Origin of the sequence: Microbacterium sp. zg.Y1084, assembly GCF_024623595.1 — a bacterium.
Lineage (GTDB): Bacteria > Actinomycetota > Actinomycetes > Actinomycetales > Microbacteriaceae > Microbacterium > Microbacterium wangruii.
In genome coordinates this window covers 23,915-49,907 of sequence record NZ_JANJGV010000011.1, presented here as the reverse complement: position 1 = coordinate 49,907, position 25,993 = coordinate 23,915, and the positions used below count along the sequence as shown (strand labels likewise).

The 25,993-nt window shown below is 71.0% G+C and carries 24 protein-coding genes and 1 tRNA gene; 18 read left to right on the top strand and 7 right to left on the bottom strand.

The genetic code is table 11. From position 1 onward, the window contains the following. Positions 1–48: 48 nt before the first annotated feature. The 13 genes from NQ165_RS13130 (at position 49) to NQ165_RS13070 (ending at position 10,853) form a co-directional block, all read left to right on the top strand. Positions 49–1,038: a metal ABC transporter solute-binding protein, Zn/Mn family gene (locus tag NQ165_RS13130; protein WP_257533821.1), complete on the top strand. Its 990-nt coding sequence runs from the start codon at positions 49–51 to the stop codon at positions 1,036–1,038. Then, entirely contained in the window at positions 1,035–1,868 is an 834-nt protein-coding gene (locus NQ165_RS13125) for a metal ABC transporter ATP-binding protein (protein WP_257533820.1), read from the top strand. Before NQ165_RS13130 ends, NQ165_RS13125 begins: the two co-directional genes overlap by 4 nt. Beyond that, a complete protein-coding gene (locus NQ165_RS13120; protein WP_257533819.1) occupies positions 1,865–2,734 on the top strand; it encodes a metal ABC transporter permease in 870 nt (289 codons plus the stop codon). The genes NQ165_RS13125 and NQ165_RS13120 overlap by 4 nt, the downstream gene beginning before the upstream one ends. 65 nt (positions 2,735–2,799) lie before the next feature. Next, a complete protein-coding gene (locus NQ165_RS13115) occupies positions 2,800–3,237 on the top strand; it encodes a Fur family transcriptional regulator (RefSeq protein WP_257533818.1) in 438 nt (145 codons plus the stop codon). Beyond that, positions 3,234–4,277, top strand: coding sequence for a permease (locus NQ165_RS13110; RefSeq protein ID WP_257533817.1), 1,044 nt, complete (start codon positions 3,234–3,236; stop codon positions 4,275–4,277). The genes NQ165_RS13115 and NQ165_RS13110 overlap by 4 nt, the downstream gene beginning before the upstream one ends. Beyond that, positions 4,270–5,151 (top strand): TIGR03943 family putative permease subunit, encoded by an 882-nt coding sequence (locus tag NQ165_RS13105; protein WP_257533816.1) that lies wholly within the window; start codon positions 4,270–4,272, stop codon positions 5,149–5,151. Before NQ165_RS13110 ends, NQ165_RS13105 begins: the two co-directional genes overlap by 8 nt. Then, positions 5,141–6,598 (top strand): hypothetical protein, encoded by a 1,458-nt coding sequence (locus tag NQ165_RS13100; protein ID WP_257533815.1) that lies wholly within the window; start codon positions 5,141–5,143, stop codon positions 6,596–6,598. The genes NQ165_RS13105 and NQ165_RS13100 overlap by 11 nt, the downstream gene beginning before the upstream one ends. Next, on the top strand, positions 6,595–7,278 hold the full coding sequence (locus tag NQ165_RS13095; protein WP_257533813.1) for a DNA-3-methyladenine glycosylase: 684 nt from the start codon (positions 6,595–6,597) through the stop codon (positions 7,276–7,278). Before NQ165_RS13100 ends, NQ165_RS13095 begins: the two co-directional genes overlap by 4 nt. Before the next feature lie 234 nt (positions 7,279–7,512). Further along, complete coding sequence (rpmB, locus tag NQ165_RS13090) at positions 7,513–7,749, top strand: 50S ribosomal protein L28 (protein WP_257494552.1); 237 nt, start codon at positions 7,513–7,515, stop codon at positions 7,747–7,749. After that, a complete protein-coding gene (gene rpmG, locus NQ165_RS13085; RefSeq protein ID WP_005051772.1) occupies positions 7,749–7,919 on the top strand; it encodes a 50S ribosomal protein L33 in 171 nt (56 codons plus the stop codon). The genes rpmB and rpmG overlap by 1 nt, the downstream gene beginning before the upstream one ends. A gap of 3 nt (positions 7,920–7,922) precedes the next feature. Continuing rightward, positions 7,923–8,228 carry a 30S ribosomal protein S14 gene (gene rpsN, locus NQ165_RS13080; protein WP_257533812.1) on the top strand — a complete coding sequence of 102 codons (306 nt, stop codon included), beginning with the start codon at positions 7,923–7,925 and terminating at the stop codon, positions 8,226–8,228. 248 nt (positions 8,229–8,476) lie between these two features. Beyond that, the gene (locus NQ165_RS13075; protein WP_257533810.1) at positions 8,477–8,764 is read left to right on the top strand and encodes an HU family DNA-binding protein; all 288 of its coding nucleotides are present in this window, start codon (positions 8,477–8,479) and stop codon (positions 8,762–8,764) included. Positions 8,765–8,867: 103 nt separating this feature from the next. Beyond that, positions 8,868–10,853: a bifunctional copper resistance protein CopD/cytochrome c oxidase assembly protein gene (locus NQ165_RS13070; RefSeq protein ID WP_257533809.1), complete on the top strand. Its 1,986-nt coding sequence runs from the start codon at positions 8,868–8,870 to the stop codon at positions 10,851–10,853. Positions 10,854–10,915: 62 nt separating this feature from the next. Here NQ165_RS13070 and NQ165_RS13065 read toward each other — a convergent pair whose 3' ends face one another. Further along, the gene (locus tag NQ165_RS13065) at positions 10,916–12,037 is read right to left on the bottom strand and encodes a hypothetical protein (RefSeq protein WP_374679384.1); all 1,122 of its coding nucleotides are present in this window, start codon (positions 12,035–12,037) and stop codon (positions 10,916–10,918) included. A gap of 116 nt (positions 12,038–12,153) precedes the next feature. Here NQ165_RS13065 and NQ165_RS13060 point away from each other — a divergent pair, with 116 nt between their 5' ends. The 3 genes from NQ165_RS13060 (at position 12,154) to NQ165_RS13050 (ending at position 15,893) form a co-directional block, all read left to right on the top strand. Continuing rightward, the gene (locus tag NQ165_RS13060; protein ID WP_257533808.1) at positions 12,154–13,509 is read left to right on the top strand and encodes an ATP-dependent RecD-like DNA helicase; all 1,356 of its coding nucleotides are present in this window, start codon (positions 12,154–12,156) and stop codon (positions 13,507–13,509) included. Between the two features lie 104 nt (positions 13,510–13,613). Continuing rightward, positions 13,614–14,900 (top strand): serine hydrolase, encoded by a 1,287-nt coding sequence (locus NQ165_RS13055; protein WP_257533807.1) that lies wholly within the window; start codon positions 13,614–13,616, stop codon positions 14,898–14,900. Positions 14,901–15,014: 114 nt separating this feature from the next. Next, positions 15,015–15,893, top strand: coding sequence for an SDR family oxidoreductase (locus NQ165_RS13050; RefSeq protein WP_257533806.1), 879 nt, complete (start codon positions 15,015–15,017; stop codon positions 15,891–15,893). Positions 15,894–15,957: 64 nt separating this feature from the next. Here NQ165_RS13050 and NQ165_RS13045 read toward each other — a convergent pair whose 3' ends face one another. Then, positions 15,958–16,632: a ThuA domain-containing protein gene (locus tag NQ165_RS13045; RefSeq protein ID WP_257533805.1), complete on the bottom strand. Its 675-nt coding sequence runs from the start codon at positions 16,630–16,632 to the stop codon at positions 15,958–15,960. Between the two features lie 122 nt (positions 16,633–16,754). On the opposite strand from NQ165_RS13045, the gene NQ165_RS13040 reads away from it, so the two are divergent. Beyond that, positions 16,755–17,207: a hypothetical protein gene (locus NQ165_RS13040; RefSeq protein ID WP_257533804.1), complete on the top strand. Its 453-nt coding sequence runs from the start codon at positions 16,755–16,757 to the stop codon at positions 17,205–17,207. Positions 17,208–17,240: 33 nt separating this feature from the next. On the opposite strand, the gene NQ165_RS13035 is transcribed toward NQ165_RS13040, so the two are convergent. The 5 genes from NQ165_RS13035 to NQ165_RS13010 form a co-directional block, all read right to left on the bottom strand. Continuing rightward, positions 17,241–18,020 (bottom strand): DNA/RNA non-specific endonuclease, encoded by a 780-nt coding sequence (locus tag NQ165_RS13035; protein WP_257533803.1) that lies wholly within the window; start codon positions 18,018–18,020, stop codon positions 17,241–17,243. A gap of 457 nt (positions 18,021–18,477) precedes the next feature. Beyond that, the gene (locus NQ165_RS14595) at positions 18,478–21,042 is read right to left on the bottom strand and encodes an Ig-like domain-containing protein (protein WP_308495346.1); all 2,565 of its coding nucleotides are present in this window, start codon (positions 21,040–21,042) and stop codon (positions 18,478–18,480) included. A 270-nt stretch (positions 21,043–21,312) separates the two neighbouring features. After that, positions 21,313–21,386 (bottom strand) — tRNA-Gly (locus tag NQ165_RS13020). Between the two features lie 305 nt (positions 21,387–21,691). After that, positions 21,692–23,731: a hypothetical protein gene (locus tag NQ165_RS13015; protein ID WP_257533802.1), complete on the bottom strand. Its 2,040-nt coding sequence runs from the start codon at positions 23,729–23,731 to the stop codon at positions 21,692–21,694. A gap of 29 nt (positions 23,732–23,760) precedes the next feature. Next, on the bottom strand, positions 23,761–24,561 hold the full coding sequence (locus NQ165_RS13010) for a hypothetical protein (RefSeq protein ID WP_257533800.1): 801 nt from the start codon (positions 24,559–24,561) through the stop codon (positions 23,761–23,763). A gap of 112 nt (positions 24,562–24,673) precedes the next feature. Between NQ165_RS13010 and NQ165_RS13005 the strand changes: the two genes are divergently transcribed. Next, a complete protein-coding gene (locus NQ165_RS13005) occupies positions 24,674–25,975 on the top strand; it encodes a M23 family metallopeptidase (RefSeq protein ID WP_257533799.1) in 1,302 nt (433 codons plus the stop codon). The last annotated feature ends 18 nt before the right edge of the window (positions 25,976–25,993 follow it).

Genomic DNA, 25,993 nt, shown 5'->3' with positions numbered 1-25,993 from the left:
GACCCGCCAAGTTGAGAACGATTATCAGTAGCGCATAGACTCGTTCCCATGATCCGCAAGACCTTCTCCGTCGCCGCGCTCGGCGCCGCCTCTCTGCTCGTGCTCGCCGGCTGCGCCGGCACCGGGGGCGAGCAGGACGACGCGTCCGGCAGCGGCGTGCTGCAGGTCGTGGCATCCACGAGCGTCTGGGCGCAGATCGCCGAGGAGATCGGCGGGGATGCCGTGGACGTCACCGCCATCGTGTCGTCGACCGCGCAGGACCCTCACGCCTACGAGGCCAGCGCCCGCGACCAGCTCGCCGTCCAGCGCGCCGACCTCATCATCGAGAACGGCGGCGGCTACGACCCCTTCATCGACGCCCTGATCGAGGCGAGCGGATCGGATGCCCCCGTGATCACCGCCGTGCGCGAGTCGGCCGAGTGGCCGGACGACGCCGGGCACGACGAGGCCGACGACGCCGATCACGATCACGATCACGATCACGATCACGATCACGACCACGACCACGTCAAGGGCTTCAACGAGCACGTCTGGTACGACCCGCACACCGTGGAGCACGTGGCGGAGGCGATCGCCGACGCGCTCACCGACCTGCGCCCCGACGACGCCGCCGTCTTCCAGGACAACCTGGCCGGCTTCGCCGACGGCATCGAAGGGCTCGAGGCCGACCTGGCCGACCTGGCCGCAGCCCACAACGGCGAAGGCGCCTTCGTCACCGAGCCGGTCGCCGCGTATCTGGCCGCCGCCGCCGGACTCGTCGACCGCACCCCCGCCGCCTTCAGCGAATCGGTGGAGGAGGGGCAGGACGTGCCCCCCGCGACACTGCTCGAGGCGCTGGACATCCTCGCTTCCGGTGACGTGGCCGTGGTCGTGGTGAACGCGCAGACCGGCGGCGCCGAGACGACGCAGATCATCGACGCCGCGGCATCCGACGGGCTCCCGATCGTGGAGATGACCGAGACGCTCCCGGACGACACGACGTACATTGAGTGGATGCAGGACAACATCGCCGCTCTCGCCGCGGCGCTGGACGCGTGAGCGGCTCCGCGTCGGCCGCCACGCCGCCGCTGCGCATCCGCGGGGCGGCCCTGCGCCGCGACGGCCGCGACCTGTGGTCGGGGCTCGACCTCGAGGTGCAGCCGGGCGAGCTGCTGGCCGTACTCGGCCCGAGCGGCTCGGGAAAGACCACCCTGCTGCGGGCGATCCTCGGACTGGAGTCTCTCAGCGCGGGGCGCATCGAGGCGCTCGGCCGGCCGGTGCAGCGCCGCGGCAACCGCGCCATCGGCTACATCCCGCAGCAGCGCCCGCTGCCGCCGGAGACCCCCCTGCGGGGTCGTGACCTCGTCGCCCTCGGAATCGACGGCCACCGCTTCGGGCTGCCGATCCCGCGCCGCGGCGACCGCGCCCGTGTGGACGCGCTCGTCGACGCCGTCGGCGCCCGCGCGTTCGCCGACCGGCCGGTCGGGCTGCTTTCCGGAGGTGAGCAGCAGCGGCTGCGCGTCGGGCAGGCCCTGGCCGACGACCCCCGGCTGCTGCTGTGCGACGAGCCCTTGACCAGCCTGGACCTCGCCAACCAGCAGGCGGTCGTCGGGCTCATCGACGCCCACCGGAGGCGGACGGATGCCGCGGTGCTGCTGGTCACCCATGACATCAACCCGGTGCTGTCGGCGGTCGACCGCATCCTCTACATCGCTGGCGGGCGCTTCACCCTGGGAAGCCCCGAGGACGTTCTCACCTCGCGCGTGCTCACCGACCTGTACGGCGCACCCGTCGAGGTGCTGCGGGCGGGCGGCCGGCTCGTCGTGGTCGGCGCACCGGATGCCGAAGACTCCCACCACCACCATCACCACGACGAGGCCGGCGCATGAACTGGGACGACATCGGCGACGCCCTCTTCGGCGGGCTGGGGGAGTACGGCGCGATCCTCGGTCTCGTGCAGAACTCGGTGTGGGCGGGGGCGGTGCTGGGCCTCGTCGGCGGTCTCATCGGCGTGTTCGTCATGCAGCGCGACATGGCCTTCGCCGTGCACGGCATCAGCGAGCTGTCGTTCGCCGGCGCCGCCGCGGCCCTCCTCATCGGGGTCGACGTCGTGACCGGCTCGATCGTGGGCTCCCTCATCGCCGCGGCCATCATCGGCGGCCTCGGCGCCCGCGCCCGCGACCGCAACTCGATCATCGGCGTGCTCATGCCGTTCGGCCTCGGCCTCGGCATCCTCTTCCTGTCGCTGTACGACGGGCGCAGCGCCAACCGCTTCAGCCTGCTGACCGGCCAGATCGTCTCGGTGCAGTCCGGCCAGCTGGGGTGGCTGATCGTGATCGGCGCCGCGGTGCTGGTGGGGCTCCTCCTCATCTGGCGCCCGCTGCGCTTCGACTCGCTCGACCCGCAGTCCGCCGCCGCACGCGGGGTGCCCACCACTGCGGTGTCGCTGGCGTTCATGCTGCTTCTCGGGCTGATCGTGGCCGTCGCGCTGCACATCATCGGCGCGCTGCTGGTGATGGCGCTGCTGGTGACTCCGGCGGCCGCCGCGATGCGGGTCAGCAGTGGTCCCCTCGCCGTGCCGCTGCTGGCGGCGCTGTTCGGGGTGGCCTCCGCCGTCGGCGGCATCCTGCTGGCGGTCATGGGAACCCTGCCGGTGAGTCCCTACATCACCACGATCTCGTTCCTCATCTACCTCGTCTGCCGCGTCGTCGGCACCCGCCGCGGCCGCGTGCAGCGGTTGCGTGCCGCCGGCTGAGCGCCGCCGGCTGCGCGCCGCCCCTCTCAGCCGTCGCCGAAGCCCACCGCCCTAGAATCGGAGCCATGGCCCAGCGGAACACCTGGCAGCGCGAGCGCGTGCGCGACGCGCTCGCCGAGGCGCCCGGCTTCGTCAGCGCGCAGGCGCTGCACGCCACGCTCCGCGACGAGAACACGGGCATCGGGCTGGCGACGGTCTACCGCGCACTGGCGGGCCTCGCCGCCGCCGGCGACGCCGACCAGCTGCAGAGCCCCGAGGGGGAGGCGCTCTACCGCGCCTGCAGCACCGACGGTCATCATCACCACCTCATCTGCCGGCGCTGCGGGCGCACCGTGGAGATCGCCGCGACCGATGTCGAGCAGTGGGCCCGCCGCACCGCCGCCCAGCATGGCTTCACGCAGGCGGAGCACGTCGTGGACATCTTCGGCCTGTGCGCCGCATGCACGACGGCCGATGCCACGCCCGCTGCCACGACGGTCGCCGCGCCGGAGGGGCGCCCATGACGAGCGCCCCCACCCGTCGCCGTACGTCGCGCTCGCCCCGCACCGCCCGACCGCGGCCGGAGCGCAGCACCCGGCTGCTGACCACTCTCGGCCTCGGTGCGCTGGTGGTCGCCGTGCTGCTCGTGGTCGCGGCGCTCGCGCCCGCCGAGACGCCGCTGCCCACGCGTGCGCAGGACGGGCTGACGCTGGCCATCAGCGTGCTGATCGAGTCGCTGCCCTTCGTCGTGCTGGGCGTGCTGCTGTCGATCGTCATCCAGGTGTGGCTGCCGCCGGGAGCCCTCGAGCGGTGGATGCCGCGGCGCGCCTGGGCGCGCAGGGCCGTGCTGTCGCTGCTCGGGATGCTGGTGCCGGTCTGCGAATGCGGCAACGTCCCGTTCGCCCGCGGACTGATGATGCGCGGGTTCAGCGTGCCCGAGACGATGACGTTCCTCATCGCGGCGCCGATCGTCAACCCGATCGTCATCATCACGACCCATCAGGCCTTCGGCTTCGACGACGGCATCCTGATCGCCCGACTCGTCGGCGGCTACCTCGTCGCGAACCTCATCGGCTGGATCTACAGCCGCCACCCCGACCCCGATGCCCTCGTCACCGACCGCTTCCGCGACACGTGCGAGCTCGCCGCCTTCGACACCGGCGGCCGCGGGCGCCGCAGCCTCGCCCAGTTCGTCGTCGAGCTGCGCGCCGTCATGCCCGCGCTCGTGATCGGCTCGGCTCTGGCCGGCGCGGTGCACGTGCTGGTGCCGCGGGAGGCGCTGCTGGCGATCGGGTCGAACCCCGCGCTGTCGATCGCGGTGATGATCGCGCTGGCGATGATCGTGTCGATCTGCTCCAACGTCGACGCCTTCTTCGCGCTGTCGTTCGCGTCGACGTTCACGCCCGGCGCGATCGTGGCGTTCCTCATCGTCGGTCCCATCGTCGATATCAAGATGCTGGCGCTGCTGCGCACGACCTTCCGCACCCGCGTGCTGGTCGGGGTGACCGTCGTCGTCGTGCTCTTCGCCTTCGCCCTGGGCTCGGGGGTGAACCTCTTTGCCTGACCGGACGCCGACGACGCACACCGATCCGCTCACCCGCGGGCAGGCGCTGCTCACGCGCTGGCTCGGCGTGGGACTGGCCGCGGCGCTCGCCGCCGTGACCGTCGTGCTGGCTGCGAGCGGCCGCATCGGTCTCTACATCAACCCCGACACCGCCTGGTTCGCCGTCGCGTTCGCGATCGTCGCTCTCGTCGGCACCGTCGCCTCGTTCGCTCTGCCGCTCGGCGCCGAATCCGACCACGGGCACGACCACGGCTCCGAGGCCGAGGCCGCGGCCGGCGAATCGGCCGGCATCACCGACGCCGGCTCCGACGGCCGCGACGTCGAGTACGGCGGCCTCGATCTCGACCACGACGCCGTCGTCGCGGCCGGCTTCGGCCGCACCGCCGCGACGGCGGCCACGGTCGCGGGCGGTGTGCTGGCCACCGGCATCGTCGGTGCGATCCTCGTGCTGCCGCCCGCGTCGCTGTCGGCGGAGCTCGCCATGTCGCGCGACACCGGCGCGGCACCGCTGTTCCAGGGGACCGACGCCGTCGCGCTGGCCACGACCGGCGACACCGCCTCGTTCGGCGTGGGGGAGTGGGCCACGGTGTTCGCCGGAGCGACCAACCCCGATGCGTTCGAGGGAGACCCGGTGACCCTCACCGGCTTCGTCACCCCTGGTGAGGACGGCTTCGATCTCACCCGTCTGGTGATCACCCACTGCGTGATCGACGCCCAGCCTGCCAGCGTCCCGGTGACCGTGGGCGAACCCCCCGAGACCGGCCAGTGGGTGACGGTGCGCGGCACGGTGCGTGCCGACGCCGACGGCTCGCTCACGATCGCCGCCACCGAGGTCACCCCCATCGAGGAGCCGGAAGACCCGTATGAGTACTGACGGCCCCGGCACCCCCGACCCCGTCTCCGCCCCCACCCGCTCCCGCAGCGCTGACCGTCGCGCCCGCGGCGGCCGCAGCCGCGACCGCCGGCGCCGCGCGTTCACCACGGCGTTCGCCGTCGTCGTCGGCGCGCTGGTGCTCGTGGGCGCAGCCGGAGCGGGAGTGTCCGCCCTGCAGGGGCCGCGGGTCACCGGGGTGCAGTCCGATCCCGAGGCGGCGGTCGCGGCATCCGGATCGCGCTTCATCATCACGACCAGCCGCTCGCTGCAGGAGGTCGACGCCTCCCAGGTGACCGTGACGCCGGCCACGCCGTTCACCGTCGACACCTCGGGGCGCAGCGTCGGCGTGCGCTTCACGCTGCCGCTGCACGACGACACCGAGTACACCGTGCGCATCGACGGGCTGCAGGCCGTCGGCGGCGGGCCGACCTCCGACGTGGTCGAGACGATGAAGACCCCGCCGCTCGAGATGTTCCTGCTGCGGCGCACTGCCGACGGCGACACCGTCTTCCGCACCGACCTCACCGGTGAGCAGGCGGTGCCGGTCTTCGAGCACCCGCACATCGAGGACTTCCGCGCCACTGCGACGCGGCTCGTGATGTCGGTCAGCGACGAGGGACAGGCCTCGCTCATCAGCACGGATCTGAACGGCGGCGACCAGATTCCGCTGCCGCTTCCGGGCGAGGGGCGGGTCACGAATCTGCAGAGCGCCGACCGCGGGGAGCTCATCGGCTACACCTACACCGCGGCCGACGTCGGCGCGGGCGGGGGCGCCGAGGCGGTGCTGTACACCACGTCGCTGAAGGAACCGGATGCCGATCCGGTCGCGATCGCCCTTCCCGGCGACGAGCAGCGCGTCGCCGACTGGCGCTTCGTGCCCGACAGCGAGTCGCTGCTGGCGCTCACCTTCGACGGCCGGCTCCTGCTGTCGGCGGCATCCGGGGCGGACGCGGTCGAGCTCGGCACCGCGATCGCGATCGACGGCATCGCCCGCGGCACGCCGCTTGCGGCGGTGGAACGCGTCGACGGTCTCGCGCTGATCGACCTGCGCGACGGCACCGAGAGCCCGCTGCCGCTCGCCCCGTCCGACACCCGCCCCGCCCTCGTGCTGCCGCTCCCCGGCGGCACGGGCACGCTGCAGACCACCACGACCTTCGACGGGCTCACCCCGGTGAGCACATCGGTGCAGGTGGTCGACCTCGACGGAACCGCGCGCCCGGTGTTCGAGACCCCCGGGTCCGATGCCGTGCTGCAGACCTGCGTGTCGCCGAGCGGCCGGTATGCGGCGGTGCTCGTCGCCCCGGACGTCGTCTCGAACCCCTACGACCTCTACGAGGTGCCGCTGCCCGAGCGCCTGGAGACGCACATCGTGACCCTCGACGACGGTGAGCCCGTGGTCGCGCTCACGGGATTCGACGCCTCATGGTGCCAGGTGCCGCCGCAATGACCGTTCGCCGCCCTGCGACCCGCGACGACATGGCGGCGCTCGCGCTGGAGGTCGCGCCGCGGCTGCTCGACGCCGTGCTCGAGGTGACCGTCGAGGGCGAGACGGTCGCGGTGCGGCTGACCGAGGTCGAGGCGTATCACGGCCGCGGCACCGGGGACGTGCCCGATCCAGGGTCCCACGCGCGCATGGGCCTCACCCCCCGCAACGCGACGATGTGGGGTGAGCCGGGGCACCTGTACGTCTACCTCAGTCACGGCATCCATTCGTGCGTCAACGTCGTCTGCGGACCCGAGGGGGTCGCCGGCGGTGTGCTGCTGCGCGGCGGAGAGATTGTCGAGGGCGTGGGTGCCGCGCGCCGCCGCCGACCCGCCGCGCGCGCCGACCGCGACCTCGCCCGCGGCCCGGGCCGCCTCGGCGACGCGGTGGGGCTGCGCCATCCGGTGCACGACGGCATCGACGTCATCACCGGGGAGGCCTGGCACGGTGCGGTGGCGCGCCTGCTGCTTCCCGTCGAGCCGGTCGCGGAGCCGGCGACGGGACCCCGCGTGGGGGTGGCCGGGCATGCCGGCACGGCGGCCTTCCCGTGGCGGTTCTGGATTCCGGGCGACCCGACGGTCTCGGCCTTCCGGTGGGGCCGCGGTGCCGGCCCGGCGCCCGCAGGCCCGGCGCCCGCGGTGTGATCTCGTCCGTGGTGACCCGGAGGAACCGAGCGCAGCGCCGGCCGACTCGGCAGCGGGCAAGGCCACAGGGATGCCGCGCGTCATGGCGACACGCCCGTCCGTGCTAGACTGACTCTTCGTCTGCGCGCACTCCAGCACGCAGTTCGCGCCCTGCCACCGATTCTGGTGAACGGGGTGCAGACAAGGGATCTTGGGTGGCACCGTCCGGTGTCACGGTACTAAGGAGACATCACTATGGCAGCAGTGTGCCAGGTGACTGGAGCTGTTCCCGGCTTCGGTCACAACATCTCGCACTCGCACCGCCGGACGAAGCGCCGCTTCGACCCGAACGTGCAGAAGAAGACCTACTTCGTGCCCTCGCTCGGCCGGAAGATCACGATCAACGTGTCCGCTAAGGGCATGAAGGTCATCGACGTCCGCGGCATCGAGTCGGTTGTGAAGGACATGATCGCGAAGGGTGTGAAGCTCTGATGGCCAAGAAGGCTCAGGACGTCCGTCCGATCATCAAGCTGCGTTCGACCGCCGGCACGGGGTACACCTACGTGACGCGCAAGAACCGCCGCAACAACCCCGACCGCATCGTGCTCAAGAAGTACGACCCGGTGATCCGCAAGCACGTCGAATTCCGAGAGGAGCGTTGATCCATGGCTAAGAAGAGCAAGATCGCGCGCAACGAGCAGCGCAAGGTGGTCGTGGAGCGCTATGCCGCGAAGCGCGCCGAGCTGAAGAAGGCGCTTGTGTCGCCGGAGTCCACCGACGAGGAGCGCGAAGCCGCTCGCGTGGGTCTGCAGAAGCTGCCCCGCAACGCTTCGCCCGTGCGCGTTCGCTCGCGCGACGTCATCGACGGTCGCCCCCGCGGAAACCTCACGAAGTTCGGCATCTCGCGTGTCCGCTTCCGTGACATGGCCCACCGTGGCGAGCTGCCCGGTGTGACCAAGTCGTCGTGGTGACCCCCGGTCATTGACCTCGCGAAAGGCCCGCGGTTCTCCGGAACTGCGGGCCTTTCCGCGTTCACAGCAGTCACATGCGTCACTGTCACCGGCGACACGCCGGTGAATGTGCCCCAGAATGGGCCGAAATCCGCGTAATTCCGCGGATCGTGGGTATATTCGGGCACGGTCGATCCGACCAGCCGGGGGCGCTCGCCTCCGGTCCCAAGTACGAGAAGGCGGTACCCACCGCCTTGGAGGACAACCCCATGGCTGACAAGTCCATCACCAAGACCGAGCTCGTCGCGAGCATCGCCAGCGCCACCGGCCAGAGCCAGGCCACCGTCTCGGGCGTGCTCGACTCGCTGTTCTCGACCGTCGCCGACGCCGTGGCAAAGGGCAGCAAGGTCTCGATCCCCGGCTGGATCGCCTTCGAGCAGGTCGACACCGCCGCCCGCACCGGCCGCAACCCCCAGACCGGCGAGGAGATCAAGATCGCCGCGGGCAAGCGCGTCAAGGTGACCGCCGGCTCGAAGCTCAAGGCTGCCGTCAAGTAAGACCTCTGACGAGACTTCGTCGCCGCCGTCCCGACGGCCCGCGATAACAGAAGGGGGATGCCGCGAGGCATCCCCCTTCTGCGTGCCCACGTAAGCTTGGGTGGTGAACTCCCGCGCCCTCCGGTACGCCGGCCCCGCGATCCTCGCGATCGTGGCTCTCGCCGTCCTGGCGTGGGCGCTGGCTCTCGGTGGCGGGGCCGCGCCGCTGCGACTGGGCGACCCCGGGCCGGTCGTGCGCTGGGGTCTGCCGGTGGCCAAGCTCACCGTGAACCTGTCCGCCTCGGTGATGGTGGGCTCTCTCGTCGTGGCCCTCTACGCGCTGCGTGCGGGCACACGCGCCTTCGAGACCGCGCTCGACGCGGCATCCATCGCCGCGGCCGTCTTCACCGTCTCCGCGGGCGTCACCGGATTCTTCACGGTGCTCAACGCCCTCGGTTCCACGCCCAGCGCCGGTGCCCAGTTCGGGCAGCAGCTGGGGCGCTTCCTCATCGAGCAGGAGCTCGGTCGTGCGTGGCTGATCACGACCCTCGCGGGCGCGGTGCTGACGGTTCTCACCTTCGCGGTGCGCGGGTGGACCACGACCCTGCTCGTCGCGGTGCTCGCGATCGCATCGCTCATCCCGATGGCGTCGCAGGGTCACTCCGGCGACGACGCGAACCACAACGCGGCGGTCATGGCCATCGCGCTGCACATCATCGCCGCGGCTGTCTGGCTGGGCGGGCTCGTGCTCATGGTGCTCGTGCGCCCGCTGCTCTCCCGCACCGAGATGGCCGACGTGATGCGCCGCTACTCGTCGATCGCGCTGGTCGCCTTCGTCGTCGTGGCGATCTCCGGCACGGTGCGGGCCCTCGCCGGCGGAATCACGCTCGAGCTGCTGACGTCGCCCTACGGCCTGGTGCTCCTGGTGAAGATCGCGGCGCTCGTCACCCTCGGCGTCTTCGGCGCGTGGTACCGGGTGCGCCTCATCGGCCGCATGCGCGACGACGGCGCCGCGCGACGGTTCTGGAGCCTCATCGGGCTGGAACTGGCTTTCATGGGCGTGGCCAGCGGCGCGGCGGCCGCGCTCGCGCGCACGCCGCCGCCGGTGGACACGTCGCTGCCGCCGGTGCGCACCCCGGCCGAGATCCTCACCGGGGCTCCGCTGCCCCCGGAGTTCACGATCGACCGCTGGTTCACCGCGTGGGAGATCGACCTGCTGTGGGCGTTCGCCGTCGGCTTCGGCGCCTTCTTCTACGTCGCCGGCGTGCGACGGCTGCGCCGCCGCGGCGACACGTGGCCGATCTACCGCACCGTGCTGTGGCTGGTCGGCCTGGCGCTGCTGCTGTGGGTCACCGGCGGCCCGATCAACGTCTACCAGGACTACCTGTTCAGCGTGCACATGGTCGGGCACATGCTGCTGTCGATGGCGATCCCCCTGTGCCTCGTCGCCGGGGCGCCCGTCACCCTCGCGGCGCGGGCGATCCGCAAGCGGGACGACGGCACCCGGGGTGGCCGCGAGTGGATCCTCTGGGCCGTCCACACCCCGTTCTCCCGGGTGGTGACGCATCCGCTGTTCGCGGCCGCGATGTTCATCGGGTCGCTGTGGGTGTTCTACTACACCGACCTCTTCCGCTGGTCGCTGTACGACCATCTCGGTCACGAGTGGATGATCGCCCACTTCCTCATCTCGGGCTACCTGTTCGCCCTCTCCCTCGTGGGCATCGACCCGGTGCCGTACCGCTACCCGTACCCCTTCCGTCTGGTGACCCTCATCGCGGTCATGGCGATGCACGCGTTCTTCGGCATCGCGATCATGATGCAGTCCGGCCTGATGGTGGCGGAGTGGTTCGGCTCGATGGGACGCACGTGGGGGCCGACACCGCTCGAGGATCAGTACGCCGGAGGCGGTGTCGCCTGGTCGGTGGGAGAGATCCCGACGCTCATCCTGGCTCTCGTCGTGGCGATCCAGTGGAGCCGCAGCGACGAGCGCACCCAGCGCCGGCGCGACCGGCAGGCCGACCGCAGCGGTGACGCGGAGCTCCACGCCTACAACGAGCGTCTCGCCCAGCTCGCCGAGCGCGACGCCCGACGCGAGCGCGCCGGCCGCTGAGCCTGCCGACCCGAGCGTCGCGGCGCCCCACGGCGCCAGGCCTCAGCCCGCCTCAGCCCGCGTCAGCCTTCGACGCCGGAGACGAGGATGGATGCCGTCCCGTCGGGCAGCACGGTGATCGTGCCGGTCAGCTGGAACGGGACGTCTTCGTCGGCATCCCACACCGAGCCGTCGAAGAGCGACTGCACTTCCACGTCGATGTGCGCGACGGCGTCGGTGACGGGGATCTTCCATCCCGCGCCGTCGGGTTCGACCGAGACCACCGGCGCCTGCGCGATCGTCCAGGTCGGCAGCTCGGTGATGCGGTTGCGCACGGTGAACCCGAACGGGCAGCCCGCGGGCTGCAGCACCTGCTGCGCGGCGCACTCGGCGAGGAACTGGTCCACCCGTTCCTGCACGACGCTCACGAACTGCTCTGTCGGCTGCGCCTGCAGCTCGACGCGGATGCCGGCGGCGGGGGAGTCCGACAGCACCGCGACCCCGGGGGTGGCGGAGATGGCCGTGTCGACCGCGACCGAGTACACGCCCGGCGAGAACACGAGCAGCGGCACCGGTGCGGCTGGATCGACGTCGGCGCCGTCCGGCGACACCTGCCGCTTGTCGAGGTCGAACCCGTTCACGGTGAACTGCATGGCGCCCAGCACGGTGAGGTCGATCACCGCGAGCGGCGACTGCGCGAAGCGCCAGGTCGGGGCGACGCCGAGCCAGCCTGCGCGCTCGACGTCGAAGGTGGTCTCGCCCGGGTAGGGGCCGGCCTTGTAGGCCACGGTGACCCTGGTCGCGTCGTCGCCGGGCTCCTCCGAGACGACGCGGACGTCGGAGAGGCCTGCGAGGGCGGCCTGACGCAGCAGAGCCTCGGATGCCGTCGGCGGCAGGCCCGCCGCCTCGAGGTCGGCGGAGTCGACGACGACGCCCGGCACGGCGAGGGCATCGGCCGCACGCCCTTCGCTGAGCATGGTCACGTACCGCGTGACGAAGGCCGAGGGACTGTAGAACTGCGCGTACAGTGCGCCGACGGCGGACCCGAGCGCCGCGATCAGCAGCACGCCGATGATGGCGAGCATCGTCAGCTCGGCACCGAGCCGCGGGCGTCGACGCGGGTGGACGCGCACGGACGTGGCATCCGGAGCCTGTGCATCGACGGGCGCGCGCAACGGCGCCACCCCCGCCTCGCCGTACTCCATCCCCCCAGTCTAGGAACCGCGACGCATCGCTTGCCGGGAAAGTTCCCAGCCGACGCCTCTGCACACCCGAGGCGGCGCGCCCGTCGGCGACCAGGCGGGTGTGCGACCATGAATCAGTGACCGCCCCGCTTCTCACCGACGAACAGGAAGCGGTGTTCCGGCTCATCGAGGACACCAACGAGCACGTCTTCGTCACCGGCCGCGCCGGCACCGGCAAGTCCACGCTGCTGCGCCACCTCGCCTGGAACACGGACAAGCAGATCGCCGTCTGCGCTCCCACGGGCGTCGCGGCCCTCAACGTCGAGGGGCAGACGATCCACTCGCTGTTCCGACTGCCCATCGGGCTCATCGCCGACAGCGACCTCGACCAGCCCGACCAGACGCGCCGCATCCTCAACGCCCTCGACACGCTGGTCATCGACGAGATCTCGATGGTCAACGCCGACCTGATGGATGCCATCGACCGGTCGCTGCGGCAGGCCCGCGGGCGCCGCAGCGAGCCGTTCGGTGGCGCGCAGGTCGTGATGTTCGGGGATCCGTACCAGCTGGCGCCGGTGCCGCCGCGCGGCGACGAGATGCGGTACATCCGCGACCACTACCGGTCGTTCTGGTTCTTCGACGCCCACGTGTGGGCCGGTCGGTCCGGCGATGACGCCGAGGGCGGTCTCATCGACCTCGGGCGCCACGGTGCGACGCTCAACATCCGCGAACTGCGCGACATCCACCGCCAGGCCGACCCGACCTTCAAGATCCTCCTCAACGCCGTGCGCCACGGCGTGGTCACCGCCGACATGGCCGAGGTGCTCAATACCGCGGGGGCGCGACGACCGCCCGAGCCCGGCGGTGACGAGCCGCCGATCATCACGCTGGCCACCCGCAACGACATCGTCAACCGCATCAACCACCGTCACCTCGACGCGCTGCCCGGACCGGTGCAGACCGCCCGTGCCGAGGTCAGCGGTGACTTCGGGCGAGGGGATGCGGCGTACCCCGCCGAGCTGGAGCTGCAGCTGAAGGTGGGAGCGCAGGTGATGTTCCTGCGCAACGACGTCGGCGGCTTCGGCGAGCCGCCCCGGTGGGTCAACGGCACGATCGGAACGGTCACCCGCATCGCGGGGGCGACGGTGCGCGTGGAGGTCGACGGCGTCGAGCACGACGTCGAACCCACCGTGTGGGAGAGGTTCCGGTACGCATACGACTCGGCATCCAAGTCGCTGTCGCGCGACATCGTCGCGGAGTTCACGCAGTTCCCGCTGCGGCTGGCGTGGGCCGTGACCATCCACAAGTCGCAGGGCAAGACCTACGAGCGGGCGATCATCGACCTGGGGTCCGGGGCGTTCGCGCCGGGTCAGACCTATGTCGCGCTGTCGCGGCTGACCAGCCTGGATGGGCTGTACCTCACCAGGCCGCTGCGCCCGAGCGATATCCGCGTCGACCCCGACGTGCGTCGCTTCATGCGCTCGCGCGCCTGACCGGCCTCTGCCGCCGGTGCCGCGTGCCCCCGGGCCAGGTGAGGCGTACCGGCAGGCCCGCCGCGGTGTGTTTGAATCTTTGGAGGACTTTTCGGGGGTATCGAATGCTGCAGTTCCGCCGCGCACGTCGCGTTGCGACCGTGATCGCCGCCGTCGTCGGCATGGCGCTCGCCGTCAGCGCGTGCTCCAGCGAGGGCCCGACGGTGCTGCCGGCCGTGCCCGAGCAGGTCGATGCCCCGCTGCCGGAGGAGACCCGCGCGCAGCTGCAGGCCGCCGTCGAGCGCGCGATGGTCGCCACCGGGTCCACCGGGGCGATCGTCGGCGTCTGGGCACCGTGGAGCGGCCAATGGGTCGAAGGGCTCGGCACGTCCACGCCCGGCGGCGAGGCCGTGACCACCGACATGCGCTTCCGGGTCGCCGGCATCACCCGCGCGATGACGTGCGATGTGCTGGATGCCGTGGCCGCAGCCGGCACCGTGTCGCGCGACGACTCGGTGACGGAGTGGATCACCGGCATGCCCGGTTACGAGGACATCACCCTCGAGCAGCTGTGCGACTCCACCAGCGGCATCGCGTCGTACGGCCCGCGCATCGCCGATCGCGTGCTGACCACGCCGCAGCGGGTGTGGAACCCGAAGGAGCTGGCCGCGTACGGGATGGGATCGGACCGCACCGGCGCGCCCGGGGCGGCGTTCGTCGATTCCGACACCGGCTACGTGCTGCTGGGCATCGCCCTGGAGCGCGCCACCGGCATGACCGCGGCGGAGATGTACCGCACGTACGTCGCCGAGCCGCTCGGGCTGGATGCCACCGGTCTGCCGGCGCCGACCCGTGACCTCGCCGCCGTCGAGGCGCCTTTCCTGGCCGGACTGTACTCGGCCGACAACGCGGAGGGCGCCGTCGACTGCCTCGCCCCGCGCGACCTCACCTCGCTGTCCGCGAGCAGCGGTTACACCGCCACCGGCGTGGTCTCCGACATCGACGATCTCGGCCTCTACGTGCAGGCGCTGGCGACCTCGTCCCTGCCCGGGGCGGGGGAGGACCGCTTCGCGTCGCCGTTGCCGGTGAGCCCGGACGCACCCTCGTGGAACACCGCCGCCGGCGGTGCGTACCAGGCAGGATCGCTCATCGGCCAGTACGGCTCGGTACCCGGCTACATCACCGGGGCCTTCGCCGACCCGGCGACGGGCATGGCCGTCGCGGTCGTGCTGAACAACTCCCGCGCGACGGCCGCCATCGGCGAGTATCTGGCGTGGGAGCTCGCGGCCATCGCGTCGAAGGCGCCCGCCGCCGCCGGGCAGACCGCTCCGACCGCCGGCCTGCCGTGGACGGCCGAGCAGTACGCCGAGCAGATCGCGGCTTCGGCCGTCTGCGCCGCGCCAGAGGGCTGAGTCCGCTCGCGCGCGCGGACAACCGCTTCCCGTCTCCGGGCTGAGGGTGTCAAGCCCCTTCTCGCCGTTCGCCGAGTTCGGCAGTGTCGATGGTCAGGCAACGGAAGGAGCCCCATGACCATCCAGGATCCGCGCGAGAAGCACCACGACGACGAGTTCACCGCGCAGCAGCAGGAACAGCCCGGTCTCACCGACGACACCATGCCCGAACCCGATCACGGCGAGAAGAGCTACCGGGGCAGCGGCCGGCTCGAAGGACGCCGCGCCCTCATCACCGGCGGCGACTCGGGAATCGGGCGGGCGGTCGCCATCGCCTACGCCCGTGAGGGCGCCGACGTCGCCATCGTGTACCTGCCCGAGGAGCAGGACGACGCCGACGACACGCTCGCCTTGATCTGCGAGGCCGGCCGCACCGCCGTCGCGCTGCCCGGCGACATCCGCGACGAGTCCTTCGCGACGAGCATCGTCGCCGACACCGTCGAGCAACTCGGCGGTCTCGACATCGTCGTGCTCAACGCGGCGTATCAGAAGGACCGCGACGGCATCGAGAACCTCCCCACCGAGGGGTTCGACCGCGTCTTCCGCACGAACCTCTACGGCATGCTGTGGACCGCCCGTGCCGCCGTGCCGCACCTGCAGCCGGGCGCGTCGCTCATCGTCACCGCATCCGTGCAGGCATACAGCCCGTCGCCCTCGCTGGTGGACTACGCCATGACCAAGGCGGCTCAGGTCGCCTTCGTGCAGGCGATGGCGGAGGAGCTGGGCCCGCGCGGCATCCGCGTGAACGCCGTCGCGCCCGGCCCGATCTGGACGCCGCTCATTCCCGCCACCGGCTGGGACGCGGAGCGTCTGGCGGAGTTCGGCCAGGACACGCCGCTGGGCCGTGCCGGCCAGCCGGCGGAGCTCGCCGGCGCCTACGTCTACCTCGCCTCCGAGGACGGCTCGTTCACGTCGGGAGCCGTGCTGCCGGTCACCGGCGGCAAGCACCTGTAGTCGCTCCGCGACACGACGGAGGGCGCCTCACCAACGAGGCGCCCTCCGTGGTGTCGTCGTGGCCTCAGGCGCCGGCGGCCCATCGGGCGAGGGTGCCGATGAGCTGGCGGTGTCCCGCCGAGTCGTACGACCGCTCGTCGTGTCCGAGGGTGTCGACGGCCACGCGGGCCGCGCCGTAGGTGCGCACCCAGGCCGTCGGCATCCGCTCGCCGTCGGTGACGTGCGTCGCGACGACCGAGCGCTCGCCCAGCTGCTGCAGGCGGCAGTAACGCTCGTCGAACACGGTGAAGCCGTCGACGGGGGTCCCGTCGGGAAGCGTGCCGCCGGTGATCTCGACATCGGCGATCTCCGGATGCCACGACGCCCCGGGGATCCACATGCCTCCGATCGCGGGCGCCCACGACGGGTAGTCGCGGAGGGAGCCGACCGACAGGTGCATCGCGAGCACGCCGATTCCGCGCGCGAGCGCCTGGTCGAGACCGGTCACCGAGGCCGCCGGGGGGTGGTTCGTGCGGGAGGCGTCATCGCGCCAGGGGTCGCCGGCGTTGACCACCAGCAGCGCTGCATCGTCGAGCCGGGTCATCGCCGCATCCACGTCGTCGTCGACGACGACCTGGAATCCGGCCGCGCGCAGAGTGTCGGCCAACAGCGCGCTCGTGCGGGGGAACGGATGCCACGGGTCGGCGTATCGGCCGCTCCCGCTGGCGATGACGGCGGTGGGGTGGGCGAGCGGGCTCATGCTGTCACGTTACCGACCGGGGGATGGCGCGGGGCCCCGCGCGGCGTCGGCGAGGGCCTGGCGTCGTACGCGGTCGGGACGTACCGTGGCGGCCAACACACCGGAACGCCAGGGGGAACACCATGCGCAAGACCACGACCGGCGCCCTTGCGGCCCTCATCCTGCTCACCGTCTCGGGCTGCGCCGCAGGCGGGTCGACCGATGGGGCGACGCGGCTGCCCGACCAGTCGGTGCCCGAGGCATGCGATATCGCGGTGCCCGCGGCCGAGGACGCCGACGGCGCGCTGACCGAGGCGCTCTCGCGCATCGACGACGAGGACTACGCCGGGGCGTCCGAGACGATCCGCTCAGCCACGGACGACCTCGACGCCTCGCTCGCGACGGTCACGAACGAGCGGGTGCGCGACGAGCTCGATGACCTGACCGAGGACATGAAGGAGGTCGGCCTGCTGATCGACCAGATGCAGGCGGCCGCCGATGACGCGCCCCTCCTCGCCGAGATCAACGACGACCTCGTGGACGACACCCAGGACGTGCGGGAGTCGGCTGACGAACTCGCGGCCGTCTGCTCCTAGCAGGGTCGCCCGCCACCGGCATCCCGCGCCGCGTCAGAGCACGATGTCGCTCGGGTCCTCGAGCGGGCGGGCAGCAGTGACTCCCTGGCCGCGGAGCACATCCGCGTCGGGCAGGGCTCCCCAGTCGAGGCCCGTCACCTCCGCGATGCGGTCGATGGGCACCTGGAACGTGCGGAACCCGCCGAGCGGTGGCGACGCCACGGCGCCGGTGCGCGTGTCGACCAGCTCGCTCTGGTCGAGGATGAAGCCGGTCGCAGCCAAGCCCGCCGGGGAGAGCCACGCCGCGACCTTCCAGAACCGCAGCGGAATGCGGATGCCGCGATACGGCGGATCGTCGTCGGCCAGCACCGGTGCGGTGAACACCGACAGTCGCTGGTCGGTGGCCTGCGCGTACTCCAGCACGTGGTCCTCGAGGCCGAGCCAGAGTTCCTTCGACTGATTGAATCCGGAGGCCTGCGGCGCGGCGTTCGGGTAGCGGAAGGTGGCCTCGGTGGCGGCGCGGGCGATGTCGGCGTCGCCCCAGCCCGGGTCACGGCGGCGCACGAGGTGCCCACGGTCGAGGTCGTTCCCGGCGTAGATCGCGGGACCGGCCTGCTGCGAGGAGGGCACCCTCTCGTCGAGCCGCCACTCGCCCGTCCGCGGCAGGTCGCGCAGGGCGGCGCCGTCGATGTTCACCGCGGTGATCGCGGCCAGCCGGCGTTCGGGATCGAGCTCGACCGTGAAGCGCGGGTAGTCCAGGCGCACGGTAGGTCGCCCAGTTGTCGGCAGCGGCACGGCGGGGCCGAGGAACAGGGGGTCGTAGCCGGCGTCCATCCCGCCATCCTTCCCTTCGTCGCACCCTGGGTGAAGGGCGGCGCCGCGTCGCTCCCCTCCTCACGGGGTGCGGTGACATGCCTCATCGCGGCTGACGTGGCCGGGGAGCACCCGGTTACGCCATCGTTCGCGTGGTCGGCGTGGAGATCGGGTTCTTCGGGCGCGGCGGGATGGCCCTCGTATCTGACGGCCGGCCGCCCGCTGATGTTCCCGCCAAGCCGCGCGCCTCCGTGCCCGACCACCGGTCCGAACGAGCTCTGGACTGCCTTGCCGGATTCGTACCCAGATCGGACTGATGAATCCGCGGTTTCAGTAGGCAGTCGACCGCGCGCGTTCTGAAGCTCGTTCAGACAAACGCGGCCGTCGTTCCAGCGTTCGCTGGCTGGACGCGACGGGTACTTCACCGCCGGCTTGTTCTCGATTCCGTTGGCGTGCGCCCACCGCGTCGCGAGTGCCGTCAGTGTCGGGTGCGCCGGCGGACCAGGAGCAGCACGCCAGCGGTGGTGAGCAGCCCTGCGGTGAGCAACGGTGTGAGCCACGCACTCGCGGACTGCCCGGATACCGCTAGTGCCTGGTGTCGGTCAGCGCCGCCCCCGCCGCCCTCGCCGCCGGCTGCCGGTGTGTCGCCACCGGCTGCCGGTGTGTCGCCGCCGTCCGCTGGTGTGGGAACGTTCGGGGCCACCGTGACGGTGACGCGCGCGGTGGCGTCCGCATAGTCCACGCCATCCGGGTGGAATGTGAGCAGCACCGAGTGGGTGCCCACGGGCAGGCCGGTCAGGTGCACGTCCGCCGTCCCGGTGTTCGGGTCGACGGTGCCGGGGGCGCCGATCACATCTCCGCCGAGAGTGGCAGAGACCGCGCCATCCAGCGGCGGCAGCGGGCCGACCGCATGCGCGGTGACCTGCGCGTGGAGCGTTGCGGTGTCGCCAGCGGTAATCGTGACTTCGGCCGGGGTGGCTTCTAGCCGGGTTGCGTGGGCAGTGAGCGTGACCGTCTGCGCAGCGGAGGCGGAGGCCGCGAAGCCCGCGGCGGGCAGGTACCGGGCCGTGAACGCGTGGGTCCCCGCAGCCGTCCCGGTCAGTTCGGTGTGGAACCTGCTCACGCCGTCGTACGGGGTGGGGTCGGTGTCATCGCCGGGGGAGAGAACGGCAACCACCTCGCCGTCGCGGAGGATTTCCACCTGCCCGGCCGGTTCGAGGCGGCTGCGGGTGTCAGCGGCAACCGCCACGTCGAGTTCGACGGGGTCGCCGGCACGGCCGGATGCGCTCACCGCGGTGAGCTGGGTGGACGTGGCAGCGGTGGTGACGGTGATGGTGGCGGGGGCGGAGTCGGCGCCGTTGTACACCTCGTCGCCGCCGTACAGGGCGGTGAGCTGCGTCACGCCGGTCGGCAGTTTCAGGTCGCTGAATGCTGCAGTTCCGGCCTGGTCGAGGGTGGCCGTCGCGATGTGTTGCGTGCCGTCGGTGAGCAGCACGATGCCGGTGGCGGGGACACCGGCGCCGTCTGCGGGGCGAACGGTCACCGCTGCGGCGAGCGGCTCACCGTACACCGCGGTCGTCGCGGTGGGGGTGAGGGTGACGACGGCTTGGTCGTCGTACGCTTCCATCCGGACGGGGGCGCTCGCGGAGGCGGCGATGTTCGTCGTGCCCGCGAACGTGGCCTGCACGGTGAACGCTCCGATGCTGCTGGGCGCGGTGATGGGGATGCTGAATCGTCCTGCCGCGTCGACGGTGCCGGCGGTGTCGTGTCCGTTGACGGCGACGGTGATGGGTTCCCCGCCGCGCAGTGCGGCGCCATCCGTGGTGACGGTACCGGCGACGGTGACGGTGCTCGCGGCGGGAACCCGCAGCGGCAGCTGGTCGAGGATGGTGAGGGAGTGTGCGGGGCCGGGGCCGACGATCACGTCGAGGGTTGCGCTGGCGCGCTGCGTTCGGTCGCGGGAGGTGAACTCGGCCTTCAGGGTGTGGCGGCCCTGCGCGAGAGAGAACCGGAAATCGACCCGGCCATTCACGGTGCTGTCGCGGCCGACGAAGGTGTTGTCGGCGGTGAACATGACCGTACCGGGGGAGGGTACGAGTCCGTTCGCGCCGGTGACGGTCACCTCTGCTTCCTGCGGCACACCCGCCAGGAACAGGGTCGGCGCCGTGAGGGTCAGCTGGACCGGGTTCTGGTAGCTGATTTCGACGTAGCCGTCGCTGTTCACGGAGGTGAGCAGGCGGACGTTCTCCGCGTCGGGGTTGGTGTAGCTGGTGCCGCCGGCACCGCCACCGCCGACACTCGCAGACAGGAACTTCTTGCCGGACTGGCCTCCGGTCCCGGAGGGCCAACCAGCGCCACCGCCACCGCCACCGCCGGACGCAGTGAACCGGGCGGCATTGGACCCGTTCGTACCGGACGTGCCGGTCTGTGTGCCAGGTGCACCGCCCTTGCCCGGGTGGTACCCGAAGGTGCCGTCTTCACCGGCCAGGTCGGCGCCGCTCGTGCCCCAGCCGCCAGCGCCACCGAACCGCCAGGGGCGCGGCTGCGGGATCGTCGGAGCCGTTTTCAAAGCACCGCCGACACCACCCCCGCCGCCGGCGACCGCGATCAGGTTTGTGCCGCGCAGGACGGCGGCCGCGCCACCGCCGCCGCCACCGTGCAGCGCGCCGCCGGCCGGGCTGCCCCCCGATCCGCCGTTCAGGTAGCCGATGCCCGGGGTCTGCGTATGCGGCGCGCCGCCGCGTGTCGCACCGTAGAGACGGAGCGTCTCACCGGGGGTGACATCCAGGTCGAACTCCAGCTGCCCGGCCCGTCCGCTCCCAGGGGCGGACTGCCCCTCCCGGACGATGTCGCCGCCGGAACCGCCGGCCATCGTCACGGACACCCGCCGCACTCCGGCCGGCGGCGTCCAGTCCACACCCGCCGGGTCGGTGAATCGAACCGTGGTGATCTCCGGTGAGGCGGCCAGGCCGTCCGCGTCCGCGTGCGCCGCGACCGGGGCCAGGACGGTCAGCGTCGACATCAGCGTGGCGCTGAGCAGCACCGCGAGACCTCGAGCGGTGTGATGTGGACGGATACGGGAAACACGCGAGAACATCATCACTTCGAACCCTATCCAGAAGCGGATGCTCGCCCGCAATCGTGCTGGCCCAGAGGGCGATCACCCACGAGTCAAGGTCGGGGGAGCGTGGCGATGCGGGGCTGGTCTCGCGGCCGCACGGGGTATCCGCCGGCAAGAGCTCTTCGCAGAAGCCGAGAGCTAACCGGTCCGAACGAGGTCTGGAAAGTCCAGCCTGGGTCTGGAAGTCACAACTGGAGGGGCTGACGGGAATCGAACCCGCGCTGTCTGCTTGGGAAGCAGAAGTTCTGCCATTGAACTACAGCCCCGTGGCCGGTGAGGAACGCGACGGGCGATCCCGGAATGGCCTGGTGCACACGTTAGTGCACACGCGGCTCTCGGGAGGAGAGCCGTTCCACCACTCTACCGCGACCTGCAGCACACCCCGACTTCTCTCCGCACCTCCACCGGTGTCACCCGCTCGGCGCGTGCGCAAACGCAAAGGGACGGAGGGTCGGAGGGATATCAGCGTGCCGTCAAGCCCCGCGAACCCTGGAAAGGCGGGATCGCGGGGCTTGCAGAGGCACCGAAGACGTGGCGGCGGGGCACGGTGGTCGTCACGGCCTCCGCCGGGCTACCCCCGACGCAGTTCGGCGAGCTCGCTCTTGCGCTTGTCGAGTTCTTTTTTCAGCGCAGCGAGGTCGTCGGCGAGCACCGCGCGGGCGTCCTTGAGCAGGTCGGGGTCGACGTCGAGCCCTCGAATGCGGGGCACCTCGTCGCCCCAGCTCGTGGGGATGTCGCACAGAGTGAGTTTCTCGACGGTCGAGTTGTGGAGGAGGACGTTCGCCCTCGCGGATTCCTTCCACGAACAGCGGAACTCCACGCCGCCGATCACCGGGGCCTCCTGCGCATCCACGTGTCCGTCGAACGTCTGGGATTCGGCGCCGAACATCGAGGCGTCGACCGGAATCTTGATGGTGGTCCCGGTGAGGCGGTACCACGAGTCGCCCTCGCCGAAGAAGTACAGCTCACCCGTGTACAGGTCCCAGGCCTCGTACTGCACCATTCGTCCGACGGCGCCGAACGGGATCTCCGGGTAACTCGAGAACGAGTATTCGAGCCCCTTGGTGAGGTCATAGCCGTAGCTCGTCTCGGAGCTCAACTCGATTCCTTGCTTGAAGGTCTCGCCCGGCATCGGCTCATACTCTGCTTCGTAGCTGAGCTTGATGCCGAAGGTCTGCTCGACGGAGTCCGTGACCTCCTGCGACCAGGTGCGCTCGAACTTCCACTCCTGGGGCTCGTCCGAACCCGCCGTGTGTGGCTGGGTGGCGATGGTCCGCGGGTTCCCTGCCTCGGCCGTGTCGAGCGTCGGCTCACCGATGGCCTGGATGCAGCCGTTCCCATGCTCGCCACAGGCGTCGACGATGCCGTTGTTCCTGGCATCCTGGTCGCTGTCCACCGTGTCCACCCTGGCCATCCGCACCTGGAACGTGGTGTCATCGTCGGTGTGGACGTTCGGCTTGCTCATTCCGGTGGGCTCGCACGTGAACGGCGTGTTCTCCAGCACGCGCACACCGGTCGTGTTCGGGTCGCCCAGGTAGATCGAACAGGTGGCGGAGGGCTCGCTGCCCGACAGGTACTTGTAGTTCTCCGCCCAGCCGCTGATCCAGTACGGGGTTCCCTTGCCATCGAGCAAAATGCGGTAGGCGAAGGAAGCCTGCGCGTGGGTGTCGGGCTCGGACTGTTCGCGACCGAAGTTCTGCTGCGCGGCGGACCAGGTCAGAGTTCCCCCGTTGGGGATCGTCGCGTAGGGAAGAGCACGTTTCTCCTCCACGCTCACGGCGACGGGGTACCAGGCCTCGCCGTTCATCACGATGCGCTTCTGCTGGTTCGCGGTGGAAAAGGTGCCGTCGGCAAGGGAGATGACGGGTCCGTCCCCCGCATTGCGCACGTCGATGATGCCGGTGATGGTGGACCAGTTGTGCAGCGCGACGTCCGCGGAGGCGATCACGGCTCCCGATGCTCCCTGAGCCGAGGCCCCGTCACAGGCGAAAGGCGACTCGTTCTCGAAGTCCACCGGTGCGCCGTCTCGGAGGATGGCGCAGTCCGTTTCGACGCTCAGCGACCCGGCCGTCCGGTTCACGGTCGAGGTGTATCGGACGGTGTAGTCGGTGAGCGTTCCGTAATCGATCAGCTGGGCGGTGAAGGTCACCTCGTGGTGGCCGTCATCGGGCATGGGGTAGTCCCACGCCAGGTAGCGGATGCCGGCATCCGACCAGTCATATGCCTTTTCCGCGGCCACGTCGGACTCGTTCTGCGGGCTCGCAGGCTGCACGCCGGGCGCGAACGCATACCGCAGCTGGAACCCGGTCGCCCTCGTCGGCACGGCGCTGCGCTGCACGGTCTGCGTGGCGTGGGATGCCACCGATACCGCGTCATCGGCGCCGGTCTCGGTCTCGGCTTCGTTCCCGCCCCCGGTTTCGGTTTCGGTCTCCGCCTCGGACAGCTGAGGCGTCGCCGACGGAGCGGGTGCAGAGGGGTCGGTCTGCGGATCGGTGGTCTCGGCATATGCCGGCCCGGCCATGAGTCCCGCGGCGAGGACCGCCGCGAAGGGGATGGCCAGTGCAGCGCGTGCGCGGTGCGATGTCTGCCGTCGTTGGGCGTTGAATCTCATGTTCTTCGTTCCCTGAGTGATCGTGGATGTCAGCCGGACACGCTCTGGTGCCAGGCGGTGAAGGTGTCGAAAGAGGAGTGCAGTTCGGCGGCTGCCGCAGCGGCATCCTCGGTCTGGTCGTCGCGGACGGCGGCGTGCACCTCGTCGACGACATGCAGCGCGGGCAGCAGGCGGGTGAGCACCTGGTGGGCCTCATCCGGAACGTGAAGCTGAGCCGCGCGGATGACCTCGGCGAACGCCTCGGCGACGTCGCCCGCAGATCGGCGCACCGCGATGTGGTCGCCGGCGGCGATCGCCGCGTCGAGGGCGTCAAGATGCGGGAGTGCGTCATCGGCGGGAACCCGGGAGACGGACCGATCGACGATGACGTCGGCGTACGGGCCCGGGTGCTGCGCCGACAGTGGAGCGTAGGCCGCCAGCGCTGCCTGCTGGTCGCCGTCGGCGACCGCATCGGCGATGTCGAGCACTTGGGTGAAGGTGTCCACCCAATGCGCGTACTGCACGTCGTCGCGCGCCGCGTAGTCCAGCGCGGCGGCGGCGGCTTCCAGCGTGCCGGCCGTCGCGATCCATGCATGGTCGAAGTCGTCCTCGAGCCACGCGCCCAGCACCGGCAGCGAGAGGGCGTACGCCTGCTCGGGGGTCGCCGCGACTCTTCCGTCGGCAGCCGGCGCTCCCGACGGCTCTGTCGCGGACGAGGCCGGCTCTGCCGCAGGGGGCGACGCGGTCGACGCGCCGATGGCGATCGCCACTCCGACACCGACGACGGCGGCAGCGCCGACGGCGACCGCGACGATCTTCCAGGGGTGGACTCGGGACCTGCTCTTTTGCATCACGCCACGACGCTAGGGATCGCCGGACGGCGAAACAGGGGACTCAGGTCCCCACCGGTGCGCCGGCACCCGCTGATAACTTCGCAGAAACCGCACGAACTGGAGCATCAGCGTGACATCTCGCCGCGTATTCCGTCTGGCCATCCCGCTGATCGCTGCGGGGGCGGTGCTGGTCGTCGGCTGCTCCGCCGCCGCGCTCCCCGATGCCACGAATGCGCCCCCCGTCGAGGTGTCCGCGGCCGGTGTGACGGTGCCGGACGCGTTCACGGCGGTCACCGTCGCCACCATCGGCGCACCGCCTCTGCCGTTCCCCGGGACCGATGGACGGCTCCACGTCGTCTACGACCTCCAGCTCACCAATGCCACGCAGGTCCCCGCCGCGGTGGATCGCATCGACGTCGTCGACGGTGCCGACCCGGAGCGGACGATTGCGAGCTTCTCCGGGGCGGCGCTGGTGGACCCGTCCTGCACCTTCGGGGAGTGCAACCGACTGCGGGGGCTTCCCGCCGGGTACATCGACAGTGCGGTCATCCCGCCGCAGACGAGCCGCGTGGTCTTCATCGACTTCACCGTCGATTCTCTCGACAGCCTTCCCCCGGTGCTCCTGCACCGCATCGCGGGTACCGGCGCCCTGTCGCCGGCGTTCGGCGAGCCGGGCGCCATGGAGTATCTCGCCACCCCGCTGGCCATCTCCCGTCGCGCGCTGCCCGTCATCGCGCCGCCGGTGCGCGGCGACGACTGGATCGCCTTGAACGGATGCTGCGAACCGGGCTTTCCCCATCGCAGCTCCGTGATGTCGGTCAACGGCAAGCTCAACAACAGTCAGCGATTCGCGATCGACTGGAAGCGCACGAACGCCGCGGGCGCGTTCTACTCCGGCGACAAGACGAGCAACGACAGCTACATCGACTACGGCGCCGACATCCTCGCCGTCGCCGACGGCACGGTCGTGTCGATCCTCGACGGCATGGCGGCAAACGCCCCGGGCGTGCTGCCTGCGCACGACCCCGAACTCGCGGCGAAGCTCACCGTCGAGAATGTCGACGGCAATCACGTGGTGCTCGACATCGGTGACGGCGTCTACGCGATGTACGCCCACCTGATCGCCGGGTCGGTCACGGTCGAGATCGGCGACACGGTGACGGCCGGCCAGGTGCTCGGGCACCTGGGCAACACCGGCAACGCCAACGCCTCCCACCTGCATTTCCAGCTGATGGACGGCCCCAGCCTGCTCGATTCCGACTCGCTGCCCTACGCGCTGACGGGGTTCGACTACGGGGGGCAGGTCGCGCCCGAGCTGATCGCGGACGCCGACGACTACTTGACCGGAACCTTCCTGCAGGGTGCGCTGCCCAGGCCGGAGGCGCGAACCCGGCAATTGCCGCTCGGGTTCGCGATCGTCGACTTCCCGTGACGGCGCCCCGGCCGCGCA

Excerpts from the sequence above, each read along its gene's own strand:
- NQ165_RS13130 (WP_257533821.1), top strand. The coding sequence starts at position 49 with ATGATCCGCAAGACCTTCTCCGTCGCCGCGCTCGGCGCCGCCTCTCTG.
- NQ165_RS13120 (WP_257533819.1), top strand. The coding sequence starts at position 1,865 with ATGAACTGGGACGACATCGGCGACGCCCTCTTCGGCGGGCTGGGGGAG.
- NQ165_RS13115 (WP_257533818.1), top strand. The coding sequence starts at position 2,800 with ATGGCCCAGCGGAACACCTGGCAGCGCGAGCGCGTGCGCGACGCGCTC.
- NQ165_RS13110 (WP_257533817.1), top strand. The coding sequence starts at position 3,234 with ATGACGAGCGCCCCCACCCGTCGCCGTACGTCGCGCTCGCCCCGCACC.
- NQ165_RS13100 (WP_257533815.1), top strand. The coding sequence starts at position 5,141 with ATGAGTACTGACGGCCCCGGCACCCCCGACCCCGTCTCCGCCCCCACC.
- NQ165_RS13095 (WP_257533813.1), top strand. The coding sequence starts at position 6,595 with ATGACCGTTCGCCGCCCTGCGACCCGCGACGACATGGCGGCGCTCGCG.
- rpmB (WP_257494552.1), top strand. The coding sequence starts at position 7,513 with ATGGCAGCAGTGTGCCAGGTGACTGGAGCTGTTCCCGGCTTCGGTCAC.
- rpmG (WP_005051772.1), top strand. The coding sequence starts at position 7,749 with ATGGCCAAGAAGGCTCAGGACGTCCGTCCGATCATCAAGCTGCGTTCG.
- rpsN (WP_257533812.1), top strand. The coding sequence starts at position 7,923 with ATGGCTAAGAAGAGCAAGATCGCGCGCAACGAGCAGCGCAAGGTGGTC.
- NQ165_RS13075 (WP_257533810.1), top strand. The coding sequence starts at position 8,477 with ATGGCTGACAAGTCCATCACCAAGACCGAGCTCGTCGCGAGCATCGCC.
- NQ165_RS13065 (WP_374679384.1), bottom strand. The coding sequence starts at position 12,037 with ATGGAGTACGGCGAGGCGGGGGTGGCGCCGTTGCGCGCGCCCGTCGAT.
- NQ165_RS13055 (WP_257533807.1), top strand. The coding sequence starts at position 13,614 with ATGCTGCAGTTCCGCCGCGCACGTCGCGTTGCGACCGTGATCGCCGCC.
- NQ165_RS13050 (WP_257533806.1), top strand. The coding sequence starts at position 15,015 with ATGACCATCCAGGATCCGCGCGAGAAGCACCACGACGACGAGTTCACC.
- NQ165_RS13045 (WP_257533805.1), bottom strand. The coding sequence starts at position 16,632 with ATGAGCCCGCTCGCCCACCCCACCGCCGTCATCGCCAGCGGGAGCGGC.
- NQ165_RS13040 (WP_257533804.1), top strand. The coding sequence starts at position 16,755 with ATGCGCAAGACCACGACCGGCGCCCTTGCGGCCCTCATCCTGCTCACC.
- NQ165_RS13035 (WP_257533803.1), bottom strand. The coding sequence starts at position 18,020 with ATGGACGCCGGCTACGACCCCCTGTTCCTCGGCCCCGCCGTGCCGCTG.
- NQ165_RS13015 (WP_257533802.1), bottom strand. The coding sequence starts at position 23,731 with ATGAGATTCAACGCCCAACGACGGCAGACATCGCACCGCGCACGCGCT.
- NQ165_RS13010 (WP_257533800.1), bottom strand. The coding sequence starts at position 24,561 with ATGCAAAAGAGCAGGTCCCGAGTCCACCCCTGGAAGATCGTCGCGGTC.